General features: G+C 44.4%; 15 protein-coding genes and 2 pseudogenes. 7 read left to right on the top strand and 10 right to left on the bottom strand.

The window, feature by feature from the left end:
- A pseudogene (locus tag PSE7429_RS28165) lies at positions 1 to 108 on the top strand (IS1 family transposase); the annotation flags it as partial.
- A 3-nt stretch (positions 109 to 111) separates the two neighbouring features.
- Here the strand turns inward: PSE7429_RS28165 and PSE7429_RS24410 are convergent.
- From PSE7429_RS24410 to PSE7429_RS11470, 3 genes and pseudogenes are all read right to left on the bottom strand, one after another.
- A pseudogene (locus PSE7429_RS24410) lies at positions 112 to 246 on the bottom strand (transposase); the annotation flags it as partial.
- 222 nt (positions 247 to 468) lie between these two features.
- A complete protein-coding gene (locus PSE7429_RS11475; protein WP_009627356.1) occupies positions 469 to 2,022 on the bottom strand; it encodes an MFS transporter in 1,554 nt (517 codons plus the stop codon).
- A 457-nt stretch (positions 2,023 to 2,479) separates the two neighbouring features.
- Positions 2,480 to 3,670 carry a LeuA family protein gene (locus PSE7429_RS11470; protein ID WP_009627355.1) on the bottom strand — a complete coding sequence of 397 codons (1,191 nt, stop codon included), beginning with the start codon at positions 3,668 to 3,670 and terminating at the stop codon, positions 2,480 to 2,482.
- 695 nt (positions 3,671 to 4,365) lie between these two features.
- Here PSE7429_RS11470 and hisS point away from each other — a divergent pair.
- Complete coding sequence (gene hisS / locus PSE7429_RS11465; protein ID WP_009627354.1) at positions 4,366 to 5,631, top strand: histidine--tRNA ligase; 1,266 nt, start codon at positions 4,366 to 4,368, stop codon at positions 5,629 to 5,631.
- A 115-nt stretch (positions 5,632 to 5,746) separates the two neighbouring features.
- Here hisS and PSE7429_RS11460 read toward each other — a convergent pair whose 3' ends face one another.
- Positions 5,747 to 7,000, bottom strand: coding sequence for a M16 family metallopeptidase (locus PSE7429_RS11460; protein WP_009627353.1), 1,254 nt, complete (start codon positions 6,998 to 7,000; stop codon positions 5,747 to 5,749).
- 805 nt (positions 7,001 to 7,805) lie between these two features.
- On the opposite strand from PSE7429_RS11460, the gene PSE7429_RS11455 reads away from it, so the two are divergent.
- Entirely contained in the window at positions 7,806 to 9,164 is a 1,359-nt protein-coding gene (locus PSE7429_RS11455; RefSeq protein ID WP_009627351.1) for a hypothetical protein, read from the top strand.
- A gap of 161 nt (positions 9,165 to 9,325) precedes the next feature.
- On the opposite strand, the gene PSE7429_RS11450 is transcribed toward PSE7429_RS11455, so the two are convergent.
- The 3 genes from PSE7429_RS11450 to folE form a co-directional block, all read right to left on the bottom strand.
- Positions 9,326 to 9,781 (bottom strand): (2Fe-2S) ferredoxin domain-containing protein, encoded by a 456-nt coding sequence (locus PSE7429_RS11450; RefSeq protein WP_009627350.1) that lies wholly within the window; start codon positions 9,779 to 9,781, stop codon positions 9,326 to 9,328.
- 100 nt (positions 9,782 to 9,881) lie between these two features.
- On the bottom strand, positions 9,882 to 10,463 hold the full coding sequence (locus tag PSE7429_RS11445) for a thylakoid membrane photosystem I accumulation factor (RefSeq protein ID WP_009627349.1): 582 nt from the start codon (positions 10,461 to 10,463) through the stop codon (positions 9,882 to 9,884).
- A 158-nt stretch (positions 10,464 to 10,621) separates the two neighbouring features.
- Positions 10,622 to 11,389, bottom strand: coding sequence for a GTP cyclohydrolase I (gene folE, locus PSE7429_RS11440; RefSeq protein WP_009627348.1), 768 nt, complete (start codon positions 11,387 to 11,389; stop codon positions 10,622 to 10,624).
- A 935-nt stretch (positions 11,390 to 12,324) separates the two neighbouring features.
- Here folE and PSE7429_RS11435 point away from each other — a divergent pair.
- Both PSE7429_RS11435 and sbcD read left to right on the top strand, forming a co-directional pair.
- Positions 12,325 to 12,762, top strand: coding sequence for a hypothetical protein (locus tag PSE7429_RS11435; protein ID WP_009627347.1), 438 nt, complete (start codon positions 12,325 to 12,327; stop codon positions 12,760 to 12,762).
- Positions 12,763 to 12,904: 142 nt separating this feature from the next.
- Positions 12,905 to 14,191: an exonuclease subunit SbcD gene (gene sbcD / locus PSE7429_RS11430; protein ID WP_009627346.1), complete on the top strand. Its 1,287-nt coding sequence runs from the start codon at positions 12,905 to 12,907 to the stop codon at positions 14,189 to 14,191.
- Here sbcD and PSE7429_RS11425 read toward each other — a convergent pair.
- The 3 genes from PSE7429_RS11425 to PSE7429_RS11415 all read right to left on the bottom strand — a co-directional run bounded on the left by PSE7429_RS11425 (position 14,102) and on the right by PSE7429_RS11415 (position 17,703).
- Positions 14,102 to 14,815: a TatD family hydrolase gene (locus PSE7429_RS11425; RefSeq protein WP_009627345.1), complete on the bottom strand. Its 714-nt coding sequence runs from the start codon at positions 14,813 to 14,815 to the stop codon at positions 14,102 to 14,104. The genes sbcD and PSE7429_RS11425 overlap by 90 nt on opposite strands.
- A 131-nt stretch (positions 14,816 to 14,946) precedes the next feature.
- Positions 14,947 to 16,602 carry a DNA mismatch repair endonuclease MutL gene (gene mutL, locus PSE7429_RS11420; RefSeq protein ID WP_009627344.1) on the bottom strand — a complete coding sequence of 552 codons (1,656 nt, stop codon included), beginning with the start codon at positions 16,600 to 16,602 and terminating at the stop codon, positions 14,947 to 14,949.
- A 3-nt stretch (positions 16,603 to 16,605) separates the two neighbouring features.
- Entirely contained in the window at positions 16,606 to 17,703 is a 1,098-nt protein-coding gene (locus PSE7429_RS11415; protein WP_009627343.1) for a Cdc6/Cdc18 family protein, read from the bottom strand.
- A gap of 317 nt (positions 17,704 to 18,020) precedes the next feature.
- Here PSE7429_RS11415 and PSE7429_RS11410 point away from each other — a divergent pair, with 317 nt between their 5' ends.
- The gene (locus PSE7429_RS11410) at positions 18,021 to 20,804 is read left to right on the top strand and encodes a cation-translocating P-type ATPase (RefSeq protein WP_009627342.1); all 2,784 of its coding nucleotides are present in this window, start codon (positions 18,021 to 18,023) and stop codon (positions 20,802 to 20,804) included.
- A 109-nt stretch (positions 20,805 to 20,913) separates the two neighbouring features.
- Positions 20,914 to 21,252, top strand: a complete 339-nt coding sequence (locus PSE7429_RS11405) for a P-II family nitrogen regulator (protein WP_009627341.1) — start codon at positions 20,914 to 20,916, stop codon at positions 21,250 to 21,252.
- Positions 21,253 to 21,418 lie beyond the last annotated feature (166 nt).

The following is a 21,418-nucleotide window of genomic DNA, read 5'->3' as shown; positions in this document are numbered from 1 at the left end:
AAGACCTTATCCTTTTCTAAGAAGTTGGAAAATCACATTGGGGCCATTTGGAATTTTATTCATCATTACAACACTTCTTTACCTGCTCGGTCATCCTTTCCTTTTTAGGACTACCGCATTAGGAAATCCTGCCAAGCCATCAACGTAAGCCATCAAAATATCTTTGACCTCACGATTACGAATTTCAGTGAGTACTGACAACCAGAATTTTGCCCCCTCATTGGGGGCAATCCACATACTGAGTAATGGGCAGAATCTTCTTCTTGGATAATATCTATTGGCGGTAGCTATAGTTGTTAGCAAAGCTCACTATAACTAGCCAAGAATCCCAAAATCTATTATATATTTGATTAAATGAACTTACAACACTTATCGATCAAATGAAACACAAGGAAATTTTTGAAAGCGTTGCAAAGCAACGCTTTCAAAAATTTCCTTGGTTTGGGTTTGAGCGCAATGCGCTGTAAGTCATTTTTTTAAGGTTGTTTCTTGGTTAGCTTGTTTAGTCCCAAAACGATCTAGCCACCAGAAACAAGTTGTAAATAATGTGGCGATAAATAGAAATGCGGCAATAGCTTGAAATGTAGTATGCATACCTGCCACCAGTGAATCAATGGGGGCTGCGGTGACATCGACATCAAAGGCAAGTTTAGCGGCGGCGATCGTTACTAAGGAGAAAATGGAACCTACTATGGGCACACCCACAGCTTGCCCCAAAATTCTTGATAAGGAAAGTAGCCCAGAGGCAACGCCTAATTGCTTGGCTGGGGCGGCTCCCATAATTATGCTGTTATTAGGCGATTGAAAGATGCCAACGCCTAGGGCGTAGGGGGCGATCGCTAGGACATAATTGAGTATGGAAGAATCGGCATCGAACGTACTAAAAAAGATGCAGCTCATTCCGATTAAACACAAGCCAATGAAGCTAATTAAACGTCCTCCGAAGCGATCAGCAAGAGTTCCTGAGATTGGTGCAGTTATTGAGATAATGACTGGAGGAATCGCTAGTAATAGTCCCGCTTTTTCGGTGGGATATTGCTTAATCAATTGCAGGAAAAAGGGCAGAATAAAGATGACCCCTGCCATGACGAGATTGCCGATAAATCTGAGGATTAGTCCGACACTAAATTCCCGCGATCTAAATATATTTAAGTCGAGCATGGGCTGTTCTTGGCTCGTTTCTACGATCAAGAAACTAATAAAACCCGCGATCGCTAGGGCAAATAGATAACCAACAAGGCTGGCATCAAGGCTATTATTTTGTGATAGGGTAATGCCCACCGTAAAGCAAGTCAGGGTTAGCGTGAGCAGCAATGTCCCTAAAATATCAAAACTTTTAGAAGTTTCGCGAATCACTGATGGTGGGACAAAGCGAGCGACGATCGCGATCCCGATTAGACCAATTGGCACATTAATCAAAAAGATCAATTTCCAATCCCCCAAAGCCAAGAGCAGTCCTCCAATTGTGGGTCCTAGGGTAATTCCCAAACCATATACCCCAGCCCGAATCCCCAAGCTTAAGCCCCTTTGTTCGGGGGGAAAGGCTTCGACAATAATTGCCGTGCCTAAACCCGATAAAAATGCGGCTCCCAGCCCTTGAATGGCGCGAAAGATGATTAGCATCTCCACGGTTGACGATAGCCCACAGCCTAGGGAACTGAGTGTAAAAATAATCATCCCGATCAGGTATAGTTTCTTTTTACTCCACATATCACCTAACTTGGAGATGCTTAAAACTGTAATTGCGATCACTAATAGGTAGCTGAGCACAACCCATTGAATCACCGCAAAACTGGTATGGAGGGACTCAATCATGGAGGGGAGAGCCAGATTGACGATATAGACATCTAAGGCAAAAATGAATACCCCAAGCCCAATCCCCGTAATTGTCCACCACTTATTTGTATTTTGGCGATCGTCCTGATCGGGATGCTTAATATCTAATTGCGTATCTAATTGCGTATCTAATTGCGTATCGAGATTTAATGTCGTATCTAATTGTTGTGATTCGTGGGCGGTCATGTTGAATTTCTATTAGCGATCGGCTAGTTATTTGATTTTGGTTATAAAACTGCGAAGGGACTAGGCATAGTTAGAAACCAGAGCCAAAATCTCTGACGCGAGGGTATCAAGAGTCAGCATTTTTGGCTTTTTATATTTAATTACACCTAGTTACTTAAGTCCATTATTTAAACAACCTATTTAAATAGGTTGTTTAAATACATCATTATAGTTAAAGAATTATCGTTAAATAAAACTATCATTTAAATAACTAAGTAGCTAGGTATAATTAAACTTAAAACCTAGAAGAGAATACCGCCCGCATAGCGGGCGGTATTCTCTCTGATCCTAGCTAATTATTTAAATAAATAGTTAAAGAATAAAATCTAGTTTTTAGAAATTAAATTTGTTTAGGAAATAGAAGTGAAAAGATGAGTGGCGGTGCTTCGAGCCGCCACTCATCTTTTCGGCTTAACTACTACAAAATACCGATCATCTCATTGATTGATTGATTAATTGAGGAACAAGATTCCACAATCAAAGGTAACTCTCTTTCAATATTGATTGGTGTTCCTCGCTTTGATATCTCTTTAATTTCCTTTAGGATTTTGGCAACTAAATCGCGATCGCCAATTAATTCTTCGCGATCGATCTGTTTGAGAGCGAGGGAGATGGCACTGATTCCCGATTGCATTCCTAAGGCAATATCGCTTTTAATGCCTAAATTTTTGGGATCGAGGCTTTGATAAAGACTCTCATCTTTAGCGATCGCGCTGACATGAACTCCTGCATAGTGAGTAAAGGCATTTTTACCCACTAAAGGATGGTGCGGGGAAATTGGAATGTGGGAATGCTGGCTGACTAGACAATATAACTCTTTTAAATGTTCTAGTTGCCAATGCTTCTCTTCTGGATTGATTTCGATTAAGTTGGCAAGGATTGTTCCTATATCGATAATTCCCGCACGTTCGCCAATACCCATAACGCTAACATCAATGATATCGGCTCCCGCATGGTAAGCATCTAGCCCATTGGCTAAAGCTAAACCGCGATCGTTGTGGCAATGGACTTCAATTTTGGGGTACAGATGGCGAGCGGCGAGCGCTTCTTTGATGGTTGTGACATAGCGAGCAATGCACCGTTGGGGATGGAATGGAGTGGCGTAACCAGTTGTATCCGCAATGCTGATGATATTTGCGCCTGCTTGGACGGCTGCACTGGCGGCGGCGATCGCATTTTCTATGGGCGATCGCACGGTATCTTCGGGGGTATAGCGAATGATTAGATCTGGTTGTTGGCTTCTTGCATAGCTAATCACTTCTACAATCCGTTCGATGGCAGTCCCTAAACTGATCGCGTAATCCTGCTCCAAGCGTTTTTGCGAAATACCCAAAAATACCCCCAAAAAGTCAATGTCACAATCCAAGGCTTTTTGGACATCCTTTAATCGACATAGGGAGTGAGCGCCAATTTTTGCTTTTAGTCCCGCCTTAGCAATATTTGTAATCGCTAGGGCAATTTCTGGATCTACGGCAGGGTTACCAACTTCGATAATATCAATCCCAATGCGATCTAAAAGTTGGGCGATCGCCAACTTGATGGTAGGCGAAAAATAAACCCCTGGAGCTTGTTCTCCTTCCCTGAGTGTCGAATCAAGAATTTGGATCATTTGAATAATTTAATAATTATGATTTAGTAACTTATTACAGTTTTCAAGCAGTCGGAAATGGTGTGAAGAACGTAAAACTCATGCCCTATCACGAGTTGAGATTGTGCCATTGTTTATATCAATATTAAAACATGCTCTTATGGCTCAATCGATGCTTGAATCATCAAGAAATCTAGGGGTAACTTATGAATTACTCCTACAAATAATGGTAGATCTCTAAATTATCAACTGCCTAAAAGTATGGCAAGGACTATATTAAAAAAGTTTCCTGTAGTTTAGCTCCCTAAGATTTGTAATAACTAATTTTCAATAAATTCTCACCCTCCGTTTGGGTTAGATTCTAACAACATAGATTGGTTATTACAAGTGTCATCGCAACACAACCGATAAAACCCAAAAGATGGGTGGCAGCGCGGAGCGCTGCCACCCATCTTTTGGGTTTTATGTCCTCAACAAGCTTTTCATTGCTATAAAAGAGACAGAAAAGTTGATAAGTAAATGGGTGCTGACTGTTTGGGGGAATGTGGGGAGTTGGTTCCTGTGATTGACAAACCTTTCTGGTGGTTTGCGCTTCTGAATTTGGTGAGCGCAAAATCTAAAAACTAGGCGAGAATCAGGAATGGTTCTTAATTTTTAGATTTTCATGGGCAGAAATTCTGTATTCTGGAATAACATCATAGACTCTATTTGTATCCATGACTTCACTTCAGGTCACTCGCGGCACTCGCGATATCCTTGCTCCCGAAATTTATTACTGGCAACAGTTAGAATCCGCCGCAAGACAAGTTCTCACCCAAGCTGCCTATACCGAAATTCGCACTCCGATTTTTGAGGCGACGGAGCTATTTGCGCGGGGTATTGGTGAAGCTACGGATATTGTGGGCAAAGAAATGTATACCTTTAACGATCGCGGCGATCGTTCTTTGACTTTGCGACCTGAAGGCACGGCGGGAGTAGCCCGTTCCTATATCGAAAACAAGCTATTTGCTCAGGGTGGGGTACAGCGTCTGTGGTACAAAGGTGCGATGTTTCGTTACGAACGTCCCCAAGCTGGTCGTCAACGTCAATTTCACCAGTTAGGTATCGAGGTGATTGGCAGTGCCGATCCGCGTGCTGACGCGGAAGCGATCGCGATCGCTAGTGATTTTTTACAAGCAGTGGGTCTAACCGATCTTGTCGTTGACATTAACTCTGTGGGGAGTTCTGAAGATCGGGTAGCCTATCGCGCTGCCCTTGTGGAATATTTCACGCCTTTTATTGAAGAAATTGATGCCGATTCTCGCGATCGCCTCACGCGCAATCCTTTAAGAATTCTCGATAGCAAAGATAAGCGCACGCAAGAAATATCCCAAGATGCACCGAGCATCCTCGATTATTTAAGCTCTGAATCCCAACAGCATTTCGAGCAAGTCCAAAATCTCTTAACGGATTTGCAGATTTCCTATCGCATTAATCCTCGTCTGGTGCGGGGCTTAGACTATTACACCCGTACTGCCTTTGAAATCCAGTCCAATCAACTCGGTGCACAGTCAGCAGTTTGTGGAGGTGGACGCTACGATCGCTTGATTGCGGAACTCGGTGGCGCGGATGTACCTGCTGTGGGTTGGGCGATCGGTTTAGAGCGTTTGGTCATTCTCATGCAACAGGTTGCCGAGCAAAAACAAGCAGCGATCGATTTCTATGTCATTTCGCGAGGCGAACAGGCGGAAGCGAAGTCTCTATCCATTGCTCAAACCCTCCGCAAAGTAGGATTTACAGTGGAACTCGATCTCAGTGGAGCGAAGTTTGATAAGCAATTCAAACGCGCTAGTAATGCCAATGCGAAAGCTGCTGTTGTCATCGGTGATAGCGAAATCGAAGCAGGACAAGTCCAAATCAAATGGCTAGAGTCGGGCGATCAAGAAGCAGTAGCGATCGCTGAGCTCAGTGACAGCTTTGAGGCTCTGAGACAAAAGTTGTAGTTATACCAATTCACTGAAGTGAGCCAACACTTCAGTGAATTAAAAAACAAACCCAGTAAGGTTTTGAAATTCCCAAAATGGCGTTGCCATTTTGGGAATTGGTATTACTAGAGTACTAGATTAATTGCTGCAAAGCTTCTGACGAACCAATTACCGAAATCGCTGGCGTTCCAAAATATTTTTGGGCAGCCTGTTGGACATCGGCTTCAGTAACAGCTTCGATCGCTTCAACAAATTGGCGATCGAACTCTAAACCTAACCCCATTACCTCATACCAACCATATACCTGAGCAATTTGACCATTGGTTTGCTTGCCGAGAGCATATTGTCCTAATAGCTTACTTTTACAAACTGCCAATTCAGCTTCGGTGATTGCTACTGTAGCAAGGCGCTCGCATTCATGGCGCAAACCTGTCAACGCCGTCCCCGTATTGTGGGAAGCCGTACCGATATAGGCAACAAATTGTGAGGTATCGAGACGAGTAGGATAAAAGGCTGATACTTCGTAGGCAAGTCCCCGCTTTTCCCGCAGTTCCACAAACAAGCGGCTCGATAAACCATTGCCCAGATAGGTCGAGATAATTTTAAGGGCGGCATAGTCTGGAGAACTTACCGAGGGGGCAGGATAGCCAATCATGACAATCGCCTGTTGGGTATCCTGCTCGTGGGTAACAAGCAAGGGTTGAAAGTTGGGTGATGGCACATTGATCGCAAAGGATTGGTCGGGGTTTTGCCAATCGCCAAAGACTTCTTCGACCATTGCAATCGCCCGCTCTATCGAAATATTCCCTGCAATGCTCACCACCATCTGATCGGGGCGTAAATAGGTATGGTGAAAATCAACGAGATCTTGCCGAGTAAGATTACTAACCGACAATTCCGTACCAAGGCTAGAAAAGCCGTAGGGATGATCCCCATACATCAAATGTTGTAAGCCCTCGTATGCAATGGTTAAGGGGCGTTCCTGCTGCGCTCGGATCGATTGGATTGTCAAACGCCTCTCCAGATCGAGTTCGCTATTGGGATAACTAGGCGATCGTAAAATCTCCGCTCCCAGCAACAACATATCTTGAAAGTCCGCAGCAATCGTTTTTAATGACAACAAGAAATAGTCGCTAGAACATTCCGTCCCAAGGGATGCACCAATAGACTCTACCTGCTCCGCAATTTCGAGGGAAGAATACTTTGTGGTTCCCCTTGTCATCAGCGAAGCTGCTAGGTGCGTTAGCCCTGATTTTTCAGCGGTTTGAACCATCTCTCCCCCTGCAAAAAAGCAGCGCGCAGCAATAATATCTACCGTGGGGTTTTCGGTTACTAAAACCACAATGCCATTGGATAGCACCAAGCGATCGCTAATTCGTTTTGACATTATTGGTGACACTAGTGGCAAGTTTGTCTTCCCCGATTGATGGCTATCCCGATTGATAGCTGTGTCAAGTATATCATCAGGACATAAAACCCAAAAGATGGCAACGATGCTTCAAACGATGTTTCACTTTATCCCGAACTCACGTTAAGTTAAGACATAAAACCCATGCATAGAGTTACGGCGCTTCGTGCTGTAACTTGAGACCTGATAGTTGATACTTGATACTTGGGTAAATGACTACCACGATCCCCCCTACTTGATCGCAAAAAGCTAGATTCTACTAGCTTTTGCAAGCCAAACTAACGATATACATAAGCCCAAACTTGATGAATCATGAGTAATGGTCGAGAAAATCTACTACTTACGCTGATAGATCGACAGATTATGTTAGATTTTCAGTCATCTTTAGAGAGCCGTATTAATATGTTAAGGATAGATAGTGGTCTCTTTTGTCTACCCCTGAATTACTTAAAGTACTTGGGCAACACTAACCAAATCCAATCAGTCATCAATACAACTCGGTTTAAGTTTTATGCAACATAAAGCCTTCAGTGCAATGCGCTTATATAAATATCCACGAATTAACGACAAATCATCAGGTACTGGTCACTAAATGTCTAGGCTATAGTCCTTTTCAAGGGAATCAAGGCTCCCGATCAAGTGCAAAAAATTAAACCCTGTAAAGCTTTTGCCGTTTTAGTTCTCCATAAACAAACTAAAACAACGCTATATCAACAACATTTTGTGGTTGAGATGCTCGGAAAAATGCTGTAAACACGAAGATGTTAAATTCGGAGAGGATTGGATGAGTACTGCAAAGGATAAACAAAAATGTCTAGATTGCTTAATTCAAGCGATCGCAGACTTAAATGGTCAGGCGAACCGAGAGCAATTGACCAAAATCTCCAATTTGATTATTCAGACCATGACTGGTCCTTGGCGGTCTTTCCATACGCCCAATCACATTTTTGAGGTTGGGGAAGGGGGTGATGCGATCGAGGTAATATCAGCATTATTTCACGATCTGGTGTACGTACAAGTCGATCAAGGCATCAGCGTTAATATCAGTCGGTATATTTCTCCCTACATCAAACAGGATCGCGAGCAGCTCGTCATTCTCGAGCCTCCCGAATTGCAAGAAGATGTCGCTTTTAAGATGGTAATCATGCTGTTTGGCTTTCAGCACGGACAGCCCCTATTACCAATGTCTGGGCAAAATGAGTTTCTTAGTGCCTTAATTGCAATAAAAGCACTAGAAAATATGTTGCCCTTAACAAGACTGACTGAGATTGCAGCTTGTATCGAAGCAACTATTCCTTTTCGCCCGCAGCTAGAATCTGGGTTGACCTGTTCTGATCTGCTTTTTGGTCGTTTAGTTGAGGCAAATGAGGTCTTTCAGTTTGGCTGGAATGATCCCGAAATCGCGGAAATTGTCAAAAGAGCCGTACGTCTCTCGAACCGCGATGTAGAAAACTTTGCTAGCCCTAATTCTTCACGATTTCTCAATAACACTTGGAATCTAATTCCAGAGACAAATCACGATCTGAAGAATGTTAACTCCTATAGTGTGCATGGCTATCGAGTTTCTATCCAAAAGATGGAAGGATTTATGAACTTCCTTTCTCCCGAAATCGTATTTAGGCGCTATCGGGATGAGCCTAGTGAGAAAAACTATTACAAGCTCCTCGCTCAAACCAAGCAAAACTTAGAAGTGTCAAGGCTGTACTTAGGCACAAAATTAACCTCGATCGCTGTTTTAGAAGCATTGTCCTTTCGGATTGGGCGGGACATTTCCCTCTCCACAATGATGGGTGAGCTACCGCTCGAAGATACGCCAGTGATCGGCTTAGAACAATTTTTACCCGAAATCGATACGCCTCATCAGCCATCAACACCGATTGAAGCTGAGGTATTAGAGCTTTTAGATAAAGGGAGAACGGTTGATTCTAGTTACGATGTCAAGAATTCACCCGTGGCTACTTTTATGGTTAAGTCCCTCGGATTTTCGGAAATGCAACGGATGCTCCTATTATCCAAGGAGTTTTTTAAAGGTAATTTTACCTCTGAAGAATTAATTGCAAGTTGCGATCCCTATGTGATGTCAACCATTAAGGGGGCAGTTTTACAGCTATTTGAATCTCGCAAAGCCGCTCTTTCTCAATAGGCAGGCAAACAAGAAAATCAGATTTTTTACTACTATTGAACGAAATATATTGAACGAAATATTAGGCAAAATACCATCTAAGAATTTTTTGGCAAAAAATTCTTAATCACGAAGTCTTAGTAAGACTTCTTAACAGACTTCTTACATAGCTTTACATAGCTTTACATAGTTGTAGCTACGGTTGTAGGTATGGTTGGTGCGACAAAGGCATAGTCTGAGACGATTGTGCCACCAATAATATGTTCTTGTAGGATACGCTCTAGCAACTCTGGTGTTGCGGAATGATACCAAACACCATCGGGATAGACTAGCAAGATTGGTCCGCGATCGCATACGCGCAGGCAATTAGTTTTAGTCCGAAAGATTTTTGCTTCGAGATTCAGTTCTTTGATACGGCGCTTGAGATAGTCCCATGCTTGCAGCCCTGCTTCCTTGGGACAGCAGATCGGTTTAGTCTGATCGGCGCATAGAAATAAATGTTTTTCGATCTGGGGGATTGATAATTTTTGAGCGAGGACGGCTAATTCTTGACGAATTCGCTCTAGATCGGTGGATTCTAGAATCAGCTCCTCAGCGATCGCTGGATCGGGGGTAATAATGTCTGGATCTAATGCCATAGGAATATAAAAATATAAAGAGACTGATGGATTAAGGATTTATATGGTAAGGATGGGCGACGCGAAGCGTCACCCATCCTTACCTATAAGATTGATAATCTTAAGGATTGAGTTCGTTGATTACTTTATCGGTTTTGCGGAATTTTAATTCGGCAGGAGCATCGGGTAGTCCGAGCAGGTTACGAATCGCGGAGTCAAGTTCTTCAAAACCAAATACCCCCTCGCGATCGAAGCTAACTTTACCATCACCAGAAATCAGTACCGTTTGGGGAACTGTACCCTTGAAATAGTAGGCTTCTTCGGTAGGCGCGTAGTTCTTTTTTTGTAAGTCTAGACTATCCACGGGAACTGCAATTAGACTGATGGTCTTGCCGTAAAAGCCTTGGGCTAGGTTGAGGATGGGTGAAAATCTTTTGCAGTCGGCACTGTCATCAACGTAGAAAACTACCATGGCGGCGCGTCCTAGTTCGAGGGATTGGGCGAGGCTAATCCTTGGGGGAACAATAGAGCCATTGCCTCCATAGAGGGCAAAAATATTACCATCGTAAGTGTCATCGGTAAGCTTGGCATGAACGGGTTGTACCCCAGCAAAGAAAGACCCCAGCAATATACTTAGGCTTATACAACTTGCGATCGCTACACATAAAATCAAATTCAAAGATCGCTTCAGCCAATTTTTCATTATCTTTAATATAAAATCTTCTACAAAACACTATAAATGCTAGGGCTCACAAATTATAGCTATCGCCAAGTGTACTAAGATATAAAACCCAATAATCAAGTGGCGGCGCTTCGCGCCGCCACTTGATTATTGGGTTTTAATTTAAAGCAATGAGGATTTTACGAATCGCCAAATCCGTGGGCGCGAATCAGATCGAAAAATTCTTTTTTCATATGGGGGTCATGTCTAAAGGAACCACGCACGATCGAGTTAACCATCTTGGTTTCGGGTTCTTTGACTCCACGCCAAGTCATGCACATATGCTGAGCCTTAATTACAAAGGCTAACCCCTTAGGCTTAATCAAGTTTTCAATAGTATCGGCAACCATGATGGCAGCTTCTTCTTGGATATGAGGACGGCTCATGACCCAGTCCACAATACGATTAAACTTGGAAATGCCAATTACGCGATCGCTTGGGACAATCCCAATCCATGCTTGACCGACGATTGGGACAAAGTGATGAGAACATGCCGAACGTACGGTAATCGGACCAAGGGTATAGATCTCGTCGAGTTCCTTGGCATTCGGGAAATCTGTAACCTTGGGCATGGGATGGTAGCGCCCCTTGAATACCTCATCCACATACATCTTCGCTACCCGACGGGCAGTCTCTTTGGTATTGTGATCGTTTGCTGTGTCGATAATTAAAGAGTCAAAAACACCTTGTAATTTTCCTTCGATTTCTTTCTTTAGCTCTTCTCGTTCGGTATCGCTGATGTGATGAGCGATCGAGTCATTGGCAAAAAAAGGATCGCCTGCTGCGATCACCCGCTCACGAATAATTTGTGAAATTGCTTTTCTAGTAGATAAAGACTCGCGGACTTTTGCAGTTTTGGAATCGTTCTCAGAAGTGTTGCTGACAGGGCGAGAAATACTGATCGTCATGGTGTGATACTTACTAAATATCCAGTGGATTAATTTAAAACCGAGGAAGCCGAAAAAATACCGAGAAAACAGTAATTAAACATCAAAATTTCTGGTTTGAATAGAGCCAAAGGTACCTGCATAAAAAGGCGATCGACTAATAATTCAAACTATAAAATTTAATATATTCTCCCATATTCGCAGATCTGTAGAAGCTATTGCGTCTCTCAATAGATTGACATTTCTAATCGTGGTTTAACATGCCAACATAATTCTAGACTATTCCTTGATGGCTTAAGCGCTTCGGGGTTAAGGTTCAGTTAATCCCATCCGTTGGATAGAGGATATCTCTCGCAAATTTTTCTGTAAGTATAGGGATGATACTTTTTATTGAGTAGGCAGTTGATAAGCTGAAATACTCAGTGATAAATACTTATTAATTTTTCTGTAATACGCAGGATTTCTATAATGCTAAGTAATACCAAATCACAAAATGGCGTAGCCATTTTGTGATTTTACAGCCCTTTGCGCTCAAACCCAAACCAAGGAAATTTTTGAAAGCGTTGCGAAGCAACGCTTTCAAAAATTTCCCTGTGGTTCGTTTGCTCGATAATTGCTGTAAAACCCTTACTGGGTTTGGTTTTTAATTTCCAAAAGTGTAGCCACACTTTTGGAAATTGGTATACTCAGTTCGGGTTAAGCTGGCAAACTTGAAAAGCCCAAAAGTAAAAGCCTTGCTTAGCAAGGCTTTTACCTTTGGGCTATGAGAAAGTGTGGCAACACTTTTGTAAATTGCTATAAAAGGACAAAATCCCCCAAGAAGAGAAGGTTGGCGCGAAGTGCCAACCTTCTCTTCTTGGGAGGATGATTTTCGCACTACCAAAGGTAGCGAGGAAACCCCATAATTCAATAGACTGGGAAACGCTATATACTTACCTCAACGCTTGGTCTGAGTTATGAATGAAGAAGACATCAGCAATATTGCTCAGTCCCGATCTGAAACAAATTCCGATCAAATATCTGATCCACTTCTCGAACGACAAATCCAACGTCTGATCGAAGTCCAAACCTATTTGCGGTGGATATTTGACGGCTTTCTGTGGTTGACCGTGGGAACGGCAAGTATTTGGGCTTTGCGATCGGATATTGAGCTATGGTTTGCCTCGTTTACATGGGCTGCGGTGCGGATGACTTTGGCTTACAATCGTTTGCCGATGTTAGGCTTGGGGATATGTGTGGCAATGACCTTAGCGACTTTGGTTTGGCAGAGTTCGATGATTTTGTGGGGACTGAATCAACGTGAAAAGCGATCGCTTGCCCAGCAAGTAAAAGGAATTCAAGCAAAAGGTAAAAGCCATCCATTATGGCGCTGGGTTTGTGAGGAGAAATTATAGCTGCCGTCAACATAAAAAAGATGGTTGTTGCGCGGAGCTCAACAACCATCTTTTGGGGTTTATTCCTTACGTTGCTATAAAGTGAACAATTAGGATTGCGCAGCAAAGCCGCGCAATCCTAATTGTTCACTAGGGAGTAATTATGGCTATTAAAGTTTTACATCTCTCTGATATTCATCTTGGTAGTACGACCCATGGCAAGATCAATCCGCAAACTGGTTTAAATACTCGTCTTGAAGACTTTGTGGCGGCGCTAACGCTCTGTATCGATCGCGCGATTCGGGAACCAGCCGATTTAGTTCTCTTTGGTGGTGATGCCTTTCCTGATGCTACGCCGCCGCCCTTGGTGCAGCAAGCCTTTGCCAAGCAGTTTCGTCGTCTTGCCGATGCAGGGATTCCCACGGTTTTATTAGTTGGTAACCATGACCAGCATTCGCAGGGAGTCGGTGGGGCGAGTTTGGCTATTTATCGCAGTCTTGCCGTACCGAATTTTACCGTAGGCGATACGATCGCCACCCATTGCATTTCTACTAATGCGGGGGCGATTCAGATTATTACCCTACCTTGGATTACGCGATCGACTCTACTCACGAAGTCTGAAACCGAAGGATTTTCGATGGCGGAGGTGAGCCAATTTCTGATTGATCGCTTACAGGTGGTGATCGAAGGTGAAATTCGGCAACTCGATCCGAGCTTACCAACGATTTTATTGGCTCACGTAATGGTGGATACGGCAACCTACGGCGCAGAGAGGTTTTTGGCGGCGGGCAAGGGATTTACGATTCCATTGTCGATGTTAACCCGCGCAGCCTTTGATTATGTGGCGTTGGGGCATGTGCATCGACATCAAATTCTTGCCACGCAGCCAATGGTGGTTTATCCAGGAAGCATTGAGCGGGTTGATTTTGGCGAAGAGAATGAGGCAAAGGGCTATTGCTGGTTAGAAGTTGAGAAGGGGAATGTAAAATTTGAGTTTTGTCCAATTCCGACGCGCGTATTTCGGACAATCGAAGTAGATGTGACACAAGCGGAAGATCCGCAGGCAAAGTTACTGAAAGCAATTCAAAAAGGGAAAATTGATCGGGCGATCGCGAGGCTTATTTATAAAATTAAAGCCGAACAATTAGCACTAATTGACGATCGCTTACTCCATGAAGCAATGGAAAGCGCCCATAATTATTCTCTGATTCCAGAAGTTGTCAGCCAAAATGCACGGAGTCGGATGCCCGATCTCAGCACTGCGGAAGCCCTCGATCCGATGACAGCGCTGAAAACCTATCTCAGTACTAGGGAAGACTTACAAAATCTGGAACCTGAAATGCTGAATGCCGCTCAAGAGCTACTCAGTGAGATTGGGCTCGCTATGGATAGTAGCGATCCTGCGATTGATACGACTCAAGCTAGTCAATTGGTGATAAGTTTCGACTAGTTGAGATTGTAGAGTTACGAGGGAAACCTGCCGCAGCGCAGCGGCGCGATCGTAAATTTGTTCGATACTAATATCATCGCGATCGTCGGTTTCTAACAGGAACCGCCCCTGCGGAATAGTTGCGATCGCCTGCACTACAGGAGCGCGATCGCTTAAAATTGCTGCGCCAAAAGAAAAGTAAAAATTATGTTCGAGCAATTGTTGAAAGACTTCTGTTTTTTTGTGAAAGCCATGAACGATCCAAGGAATAACAGATTTCGTAGTTTTCTTTAAAGCGATTAGTTCTGAAAATGCCCTTACGCAGTGGATTACCAGTGGCTTTTGTAATGTTTCCGCTAATTCTATATGCCTTTGCAAAATTATAATTTGCAATTCCATTGGTAAATCAATATTACGATCGAGTCCGCATTCTCCAATCGCTAATACTTTTGGTAAGTTCGCCAATATTTCCAGATTTTTGTAAGCATCTTCCCACGATGATATATCTGTAAACCAAGGGTGTAAGCCCAGACTACAGGTAGGCGGCAATGATTTGGCTTGCAAGTCTACATTGACATGCAGGGTTTGGAGGTTGACGAGATTTTGACATTGGCGATCGCGATGGGTATGGAAATCAATAAACATTTTGATTAGTCCCCAAAGTGTGACAACACTTTTGTGAATTAAATTTGTGAATTAAAAACCAAACCCAGTAAGGGTTTTAAAATCACAAAATGGCGTAGCCATTTTGTGATTTGGTATGATAGCTAGATATCTTATTTTGAGATTAACCAGTTACGGCGAAAGAAGCGAGCAAGATCCGATTCATCTAAAGCAAGACAGATCGGACGACCGTGGGGGCAAGTATGGGGATTGCGGGTCTGTTGCCATTGCTCAAGTAGATCGCGAATGACACTCATTTCTAGCTTTGTCCCATTGCGAATGGCACTGCGACAGGCTGCGGTTGCCCTTGCGAGGGTAGGATCCTGCTGCTGGGCAAGCTCTTGCAAGATGCTGCTGCAATCTGGGTGCCCGATTAAAATCTCGGGTAGCGATCGCACTGCCCAGAGATTAGAGCCAAAGACTTCAATGTCTAGTCCCAAGGCTTGCAAGCATTCGATCCCTTCATCGGTCAGTTGCTTTAATAAAATCGGCTGCTCGATCGCCACAATTTGCCATTGAGTTTCGATCTGCTCAAAGATCACCCGCTCGTGGGCAACATGCTGTTCGATCAGCCATAAACCGCTTACATGTTCGGCAAGAATATAGGTGTCTAGTACTTGAGCGATCGCTTTTAATCCAGAATGGGACTGACTAAAAGTTTCTCGTTTGGCGGGCAGTAAATAAGTAGTCTTTCTTTCCGCAGTTCGTAACAGATCGTTCGTGACATTACTGTAACTGATGGGAGAAGTTGGTTCGGGGATTTGCAATATCTTGGCGATCGCATCTTTTAAATGGGCTTGGATATCGGCTAAGTCTTGGATGTAGGCTTCCGCTTTAGCAGGATGGCGATTCCAGTCAATCCGATCGTAGGGTAGGTTTAAACTGGCAATACATACTGGAAAGCGATGGCGCGGTAAGGTACGCCCTAGACTAGAAAATATGGTTTGTTCTAATTCGGGAAAGTTAATGGCTCGACCGTTCAGAATGATTTTTACCCAATCGGGACGGTGACGCGATAGGCGATCGGGGAGTCCTAGCGTGATTGCTATATGACCTGTGCCCGCAAAAGAAGAATGGGCAGTAAGCGCAAACTCTCGATACAACAGATCGTAGGGATGAATAGAATTAATAATTTGGGGCAAAATTTCCCTAGCATTAGCACCTGCCCAAATGGCTAGCCACTCACGATGATCCAGATTGACCTGCCAATTAATCTGCGGATTAGCGATCGCCATTTGTTGAATTTGCAACTGCACTTTGCGCACTTGCTGCGAATGGCTGGGTAAAGATTGTAATCGGTTGGGATAGCGCGAAAAGAGATTTTTTACAGTCACCACCGTACCTGTGGCGATCGCCACCACCTTGGGATTGGCTTGCAGTTGCCCATGTTCATCGTAATGGGCTTGATAGCCGAGGGATTCTTGGAGCGGGCGACTACAGATACTCAGATCGGCCAGTTGCGCAAGACTGTAAAGTGCCTCACCGCGAAAGCCCAAGCTTTTAATATGGCATAAATCCTCAGCTCTGCTGATTTTGCTCGTAGTGTGAGGAGTGACGGCATCGGATAAATCGTTGATCGTCATGCCGCAGCCATTATCACTGACCTGTACCGATAGGGTATCCGTCCAAACCGAAATCACGATCCTTGTCGCCTTAGCATCGATCGCATTTTCCGCCAGTTCGCGGACTACCGCTGCCAAAGAGTCAATCACTTCACCAGCGGCGATGAGATGGACAACTTCTAAGGGTAGGGGCTGAATGTTTGGCATTGCTTATCCTAAGCGCTGCTTGAGCCAAAACTGTAAAGTTGGCAGGGCAATCCGATAGCCATATTTCGCACCATAAACCAGTCCTTTTTGTTCTAAGCTATCGAGCGCTCCTTGCAAGCTGCCTCCCTTAGATAGTTGATGTCTTTGGATATATTCGCGGCTATGGGGGCTGACTGTAGGATCGATCGCCAAACTTTCGAGGACACGCACCTGAGTAGGGGGCAATAACATAATTAAAGACTCAAAGGTGGGGGCGAGATCTTCGATCAGATGCAGCATATTCTGCTGGACATGGTGCGGCTGAATGAGAAATTCTTTGTGAGGATGATCGGGGTCGATGCAGCTAATGCCGATGCGGCGAATTAAAGCGATCGCATCGCTCAGATTGCCTTGAATATATTCTGTAAAAAGCTGTAAGGCGGTAGTCGAGGGATCAAATCTCAATCCTCTTTCCCCCATTGTGGGTTCTAGCCATTCGCATAGTTCGGCATTACTGAGGGATGGAAGCTCGACTACATGTAGGCTCAACTTATGCATCCAAGGTTCGGGAACTGTCGCAATTAAGATATAACTGACGCGACTCTGAAGTTGAATTTCCCGCCGCAGGTATTCTTCCCATTCGCCTTTGCGATCCCACGAGCGGATATGGGGAAAATTATGCAATACGATCGCGACCCGACAATCCAGCCATTCCGCCATCTGCTGTGGCACACTTAACAACTTCTCAAAGAGATTCCAGATTCCGACCGAGTTGAGTTTCCAAACGAGCCGAGGCTTAGATTTTTCGGTGAGGTCAAAGGTCACAGGCTGATCTTTGAGTAACTGCTGGATTACTAATAATTCTTCAGGGAGATCGAAGGTATGCAGCAAACTTTCTGCTAAAAGCTTGAGAAAGCGATCGCCATCGGTTGCCCTGAGACAATCGATCGTAATTATCCTCGCGCCAGCTTTTTGAGCCGCCCATTTGACTAAAGTTCTGCGTCCACTCCCGGCCACCCCTGCGATCAGCAGATCGCCATCTGCTAATAAAATTTGACTAATTTTTTCTAATTCAACTTGTCTGCCTACCAGTCTTTGGGGCAAAAATGGGTTCTTGATCATTGCCTAATTGTATCGTAATGCAAGCTTTGCTTAGATCGTAAAACTCAAAACATGAGTAGTGGCGCGAAGCGCCACTACTCATCTACTACTTGAATAATTAGGCGCACGCCTAATTATTCAAGTAAGTAGTTCGGCATAATTAAAAACTAAAACCAGAGAGTGTACCGCCCGCTTAGCGGGCGGTACACTCTCTGGTTTTAAGTTTACTTATACTTAGCTGCTTAGCTGCTTAGCTACTTAGTAGGCTTCAAGATTCTTAAGATGGCTAGTACTATTTTTTAGTATTATGGGTATAGCTGTCTATCCCTAAAATATTTATGGCAATTGCAGAACGCGAGCTTGAAGCTCCTCCTAATGCGCATTGGCATACTCTTGATGTCGATGAATCGATCGCTTTACTACAAAGTGACGCAGACCAAGGAATTACTAACCAAGAAGTTGAGACGAGATTCCAGCGCTATGGAGCTAATGAATTAGTTGCCAAAATCGGGCGATCATCACTGCAAATTTTTATTGATCAGTTCACCAATATCATGCTGATCATGCTGATGGCAGTTGCCGTGGTCTCGGCAATTCTCGATATCAGGGATCACGAATTTCCTAAAGATGCGATCGCCATTTCCTCGATTGTGTTGCTTAATGGCATTCTCGGCTACATGCAGGAGACTAATGCCGAAAAAGCCCTTGCGGCTCTCAAGCGCATGTCTTCGCCTAAGGTCAGGGTGATTCGTGATGGTGGAGTAATCGAAATCGATGGTAAGAACCTCGTACCTGGAGACATCATGCTCCTAGAAGCGGGAGTACAGGTTGCTGCCGATGGAAGATTGCTAGACGAACAAAATTTACAGGTGCGGGAATCGGCTCTGACGGGAGAAGCCGAAGCCGTGAATAAGGAGGCAAAACTCATCCTAGAGGAAGATGCAGGTTTAGGCGATCGCTTAAATTGCGTCTATCAAGGGACTGAGGTCGTACAGGGTCGCGCCAAGGTACTAGTCACCAAAACAGGAATGCAAACTGAATTGGGGAAAATAGCTGCCCTCATCCAGAATGTGGAAACCGAAGATACCCCCCTCCAGCAAAGAATGACCCAACTAGGGAATGTACTGGTCACTGGTTCCCTAGTGTTAGTGGGCTTAGTTGTTGTGGGAGGAATGCTGAATAAAGGTGACTTTGGCGAACTCCTCAAGACTTCCCTAAGTATGGCGGTAGCAGTTGTACCCGAAGGGCTACCTGCGGTGGTAACAGTTACCCTTGCCCTAGGGACTCAACGGATGGTCAGGAGAAATGCCCTGATTCGTCGTTTGCCCGCCGTGGAAACCCTTGGCTCCGTCACCACGATTTGTTCTGACAAAACTGGTACGCTCACCCAAAATAAAATGGTGGTGCAAGGTATTCGCACTGGGCTCCATTCCTTGCAAGTAACGGGCGATGGATATGCTCCGATCGGAGAATTTACCATAGATGGCGTGCCTGAGAAGCCGACCTTTGCCGTTAACAACATTCCCGAAGTGCAGCAATTATTAATGGCCTGTGTATTTTGCAACGATGCCATCTTGCAGCAAAAAAATGGGGAATGGATTATTATTGGCGACCCCACTGAAGGTGCTTTGATCGTGCTTGCCAGTAAAGGTGGGTGTGATGCGGCGGAATGGCAACATCGGATGCCGCGCGTGTTTGAAGTTCCTTTTTCCTCTGAGCGTAAGCGCATGAGCGTTTTAGTTCAAGGTGAACATGGCGGGAATGTCCTCTTTTGCAAAGGTTCGCCAGAGTTAACTTTAGAATGCTGTACCCATATCCAAATTGGCGATCGCATCGATCCGATCGCCGATCTTCAGCGCCAACAGGTGCTCGCCCAAAATAATGAACTAGCCAGTCGGGGTCTACGGGTACTCGGCTTTGCCTATCGCAACTTTCCAGAAATCCCAGAGGGTGGACTTAATGAAAGTGATGAAAGTAATTTAATCTGGGTCGGTCTGGTGGGAATGCTCGATGCTCCGCGCCCAGAGGTGCGCGAAGCCGTAAAACGTTGTCGAGAAGCAGGCATTCGCCCCGTGATGATCACTGGTGATCATCAGCTCACCGCCAAAGCGATCGCTGAGGATCTCGGAATTGCCCAATTAGGCGATCGCGTCCTTACGGGACGAGAACTCGAAAAGATGAGTGCCACAGATCTAGATCGCGAAGTCCAAGAGGTGAGCGTCTATGCCCGTGTCTCCCCCGAACATAAATTGCGGATCGTGCAATCCCTACAGAGGCAGCATCAATTTGTTGCCATGACAGGTGATGGCGTGAATGATGCTCCTGCCCTCAAACAAGCAGACATAGGCATCGCAATGGGTATAACGGGTACTGACGTATCCAAAGAAGCCAGTGACATGATCCTGCTCGATGATAACTTTGCCACTATTGTCGCTGCCACCGAAGAAGGTCGCGTAGTCTATACCAATATCCGACGCTTTATCAAATATATTCTCGGTAGCAATATTGGCGAAGTCATTACGATTGCGACGGCTCCTTTAATTGGTCTGACCGTGCCCTTAAGCCCTCTGCAAATCCTTTGGATGAACCTCGTTACCGACGGATTGCCTGCCCTTGCCCTTGCGGTGGAGCCAGCCGAACCAAATGTCATGAAAAAGCCCCCTGTGGATCCTCGCGAAAATATCTTTGCTAGAGGGATGGGAGCCTATATGGTCAGAATTGGCATTATCCTTGCGATCATCACGATCGTGCTCATGGTTTGGGCGCATGGCTTTACCAATACCCACTTTAATGAAACCTATGTGAAAGAGCGATGGGCGACGATGGTGTTTACAACTCTTTGCCTAGCCCAAATGGGGCATGCGATCGCCATTCGTTCCAATACGCAGCTAACCATAGAGCTGAATCCGATGACAAATCTTTATGTTTGGGGATCGGTAATTATGACGACAGTCCTACAATTAGTGCTAATTTACGTGGAGCCATTCCGTCGATTCTTTGGTACTCATTTGATTACCCCAACCGAATTGGCAATTTGCTTTGGGTTTAGTGCATTAATGTTTGTTTGGATAGAATTAGAGAAATTGGTAATTCGTTGGTGGTTATGGCAGCGTCAAACCTAACGCCAATCTGAATGCCAAAGCCAAGGACAATGCTAAAAAGTATGCTAGGCTACAAATTTGGGTAGCGATTCAAGTGTATTAAAGTTCAAGAATCAGTGGAGGAGTTAATTTGAAAAAGGTTGAAGCAATCATTCGTCCATTCAAGCTTGACGAAGTCAAAATTGCTCTGGTAAATGCTGGCGTAGTCGGTATGACCGTATCAGAAGTACGTGGTTTTGGTCGTCAGAAAGGACAAACAGAGCGCTATCGTGGCTCTGAGTACACAGTTGAATTTCTACAGAAGCTCAAAATTGAGATCGTTGTAGAAGACGACCAAGTAGATATGGTGGTAGATAAAGTCATTACTGCCGCTCGTACTGGCGAAATTGGCGATGGTAAGATTTTCGTATCTCCTGTAGAGCGAATTATCCGAATTCGTACTGGTGAAAAGGATTTAGAAGCTGTCTAAGTCTTCGTAACGTTCAACGAATTTCATTAAAAGAGTCAGTACCTAGTACTGACTCTTTTAATTTTTGACTCTTTTAATTTTTATGATTTTTTAAGTAAGTGGGCTTAATTAACGTCAGTTCGGGTTAAGCTGGCAGATTTTCAAAGCCCAAAAGTAAAAGCCTTGC

It is taken from the genome of Pseudanabaena biceps PCC 7429 (assembly GCF_000332215.1).
GTDB lineage: Bacteria > Cyanobacteriota > Cyanobacteriia > Pseudanabaenales > Pseudanabaenaceae > Pseudanabaena > Pseudanabaena biceps.
The sequence above is the reverse complement of the archived record's forward strand: the minus strand, read 5'-3'. Positions and strand labels throughout refer to the sequence as shown.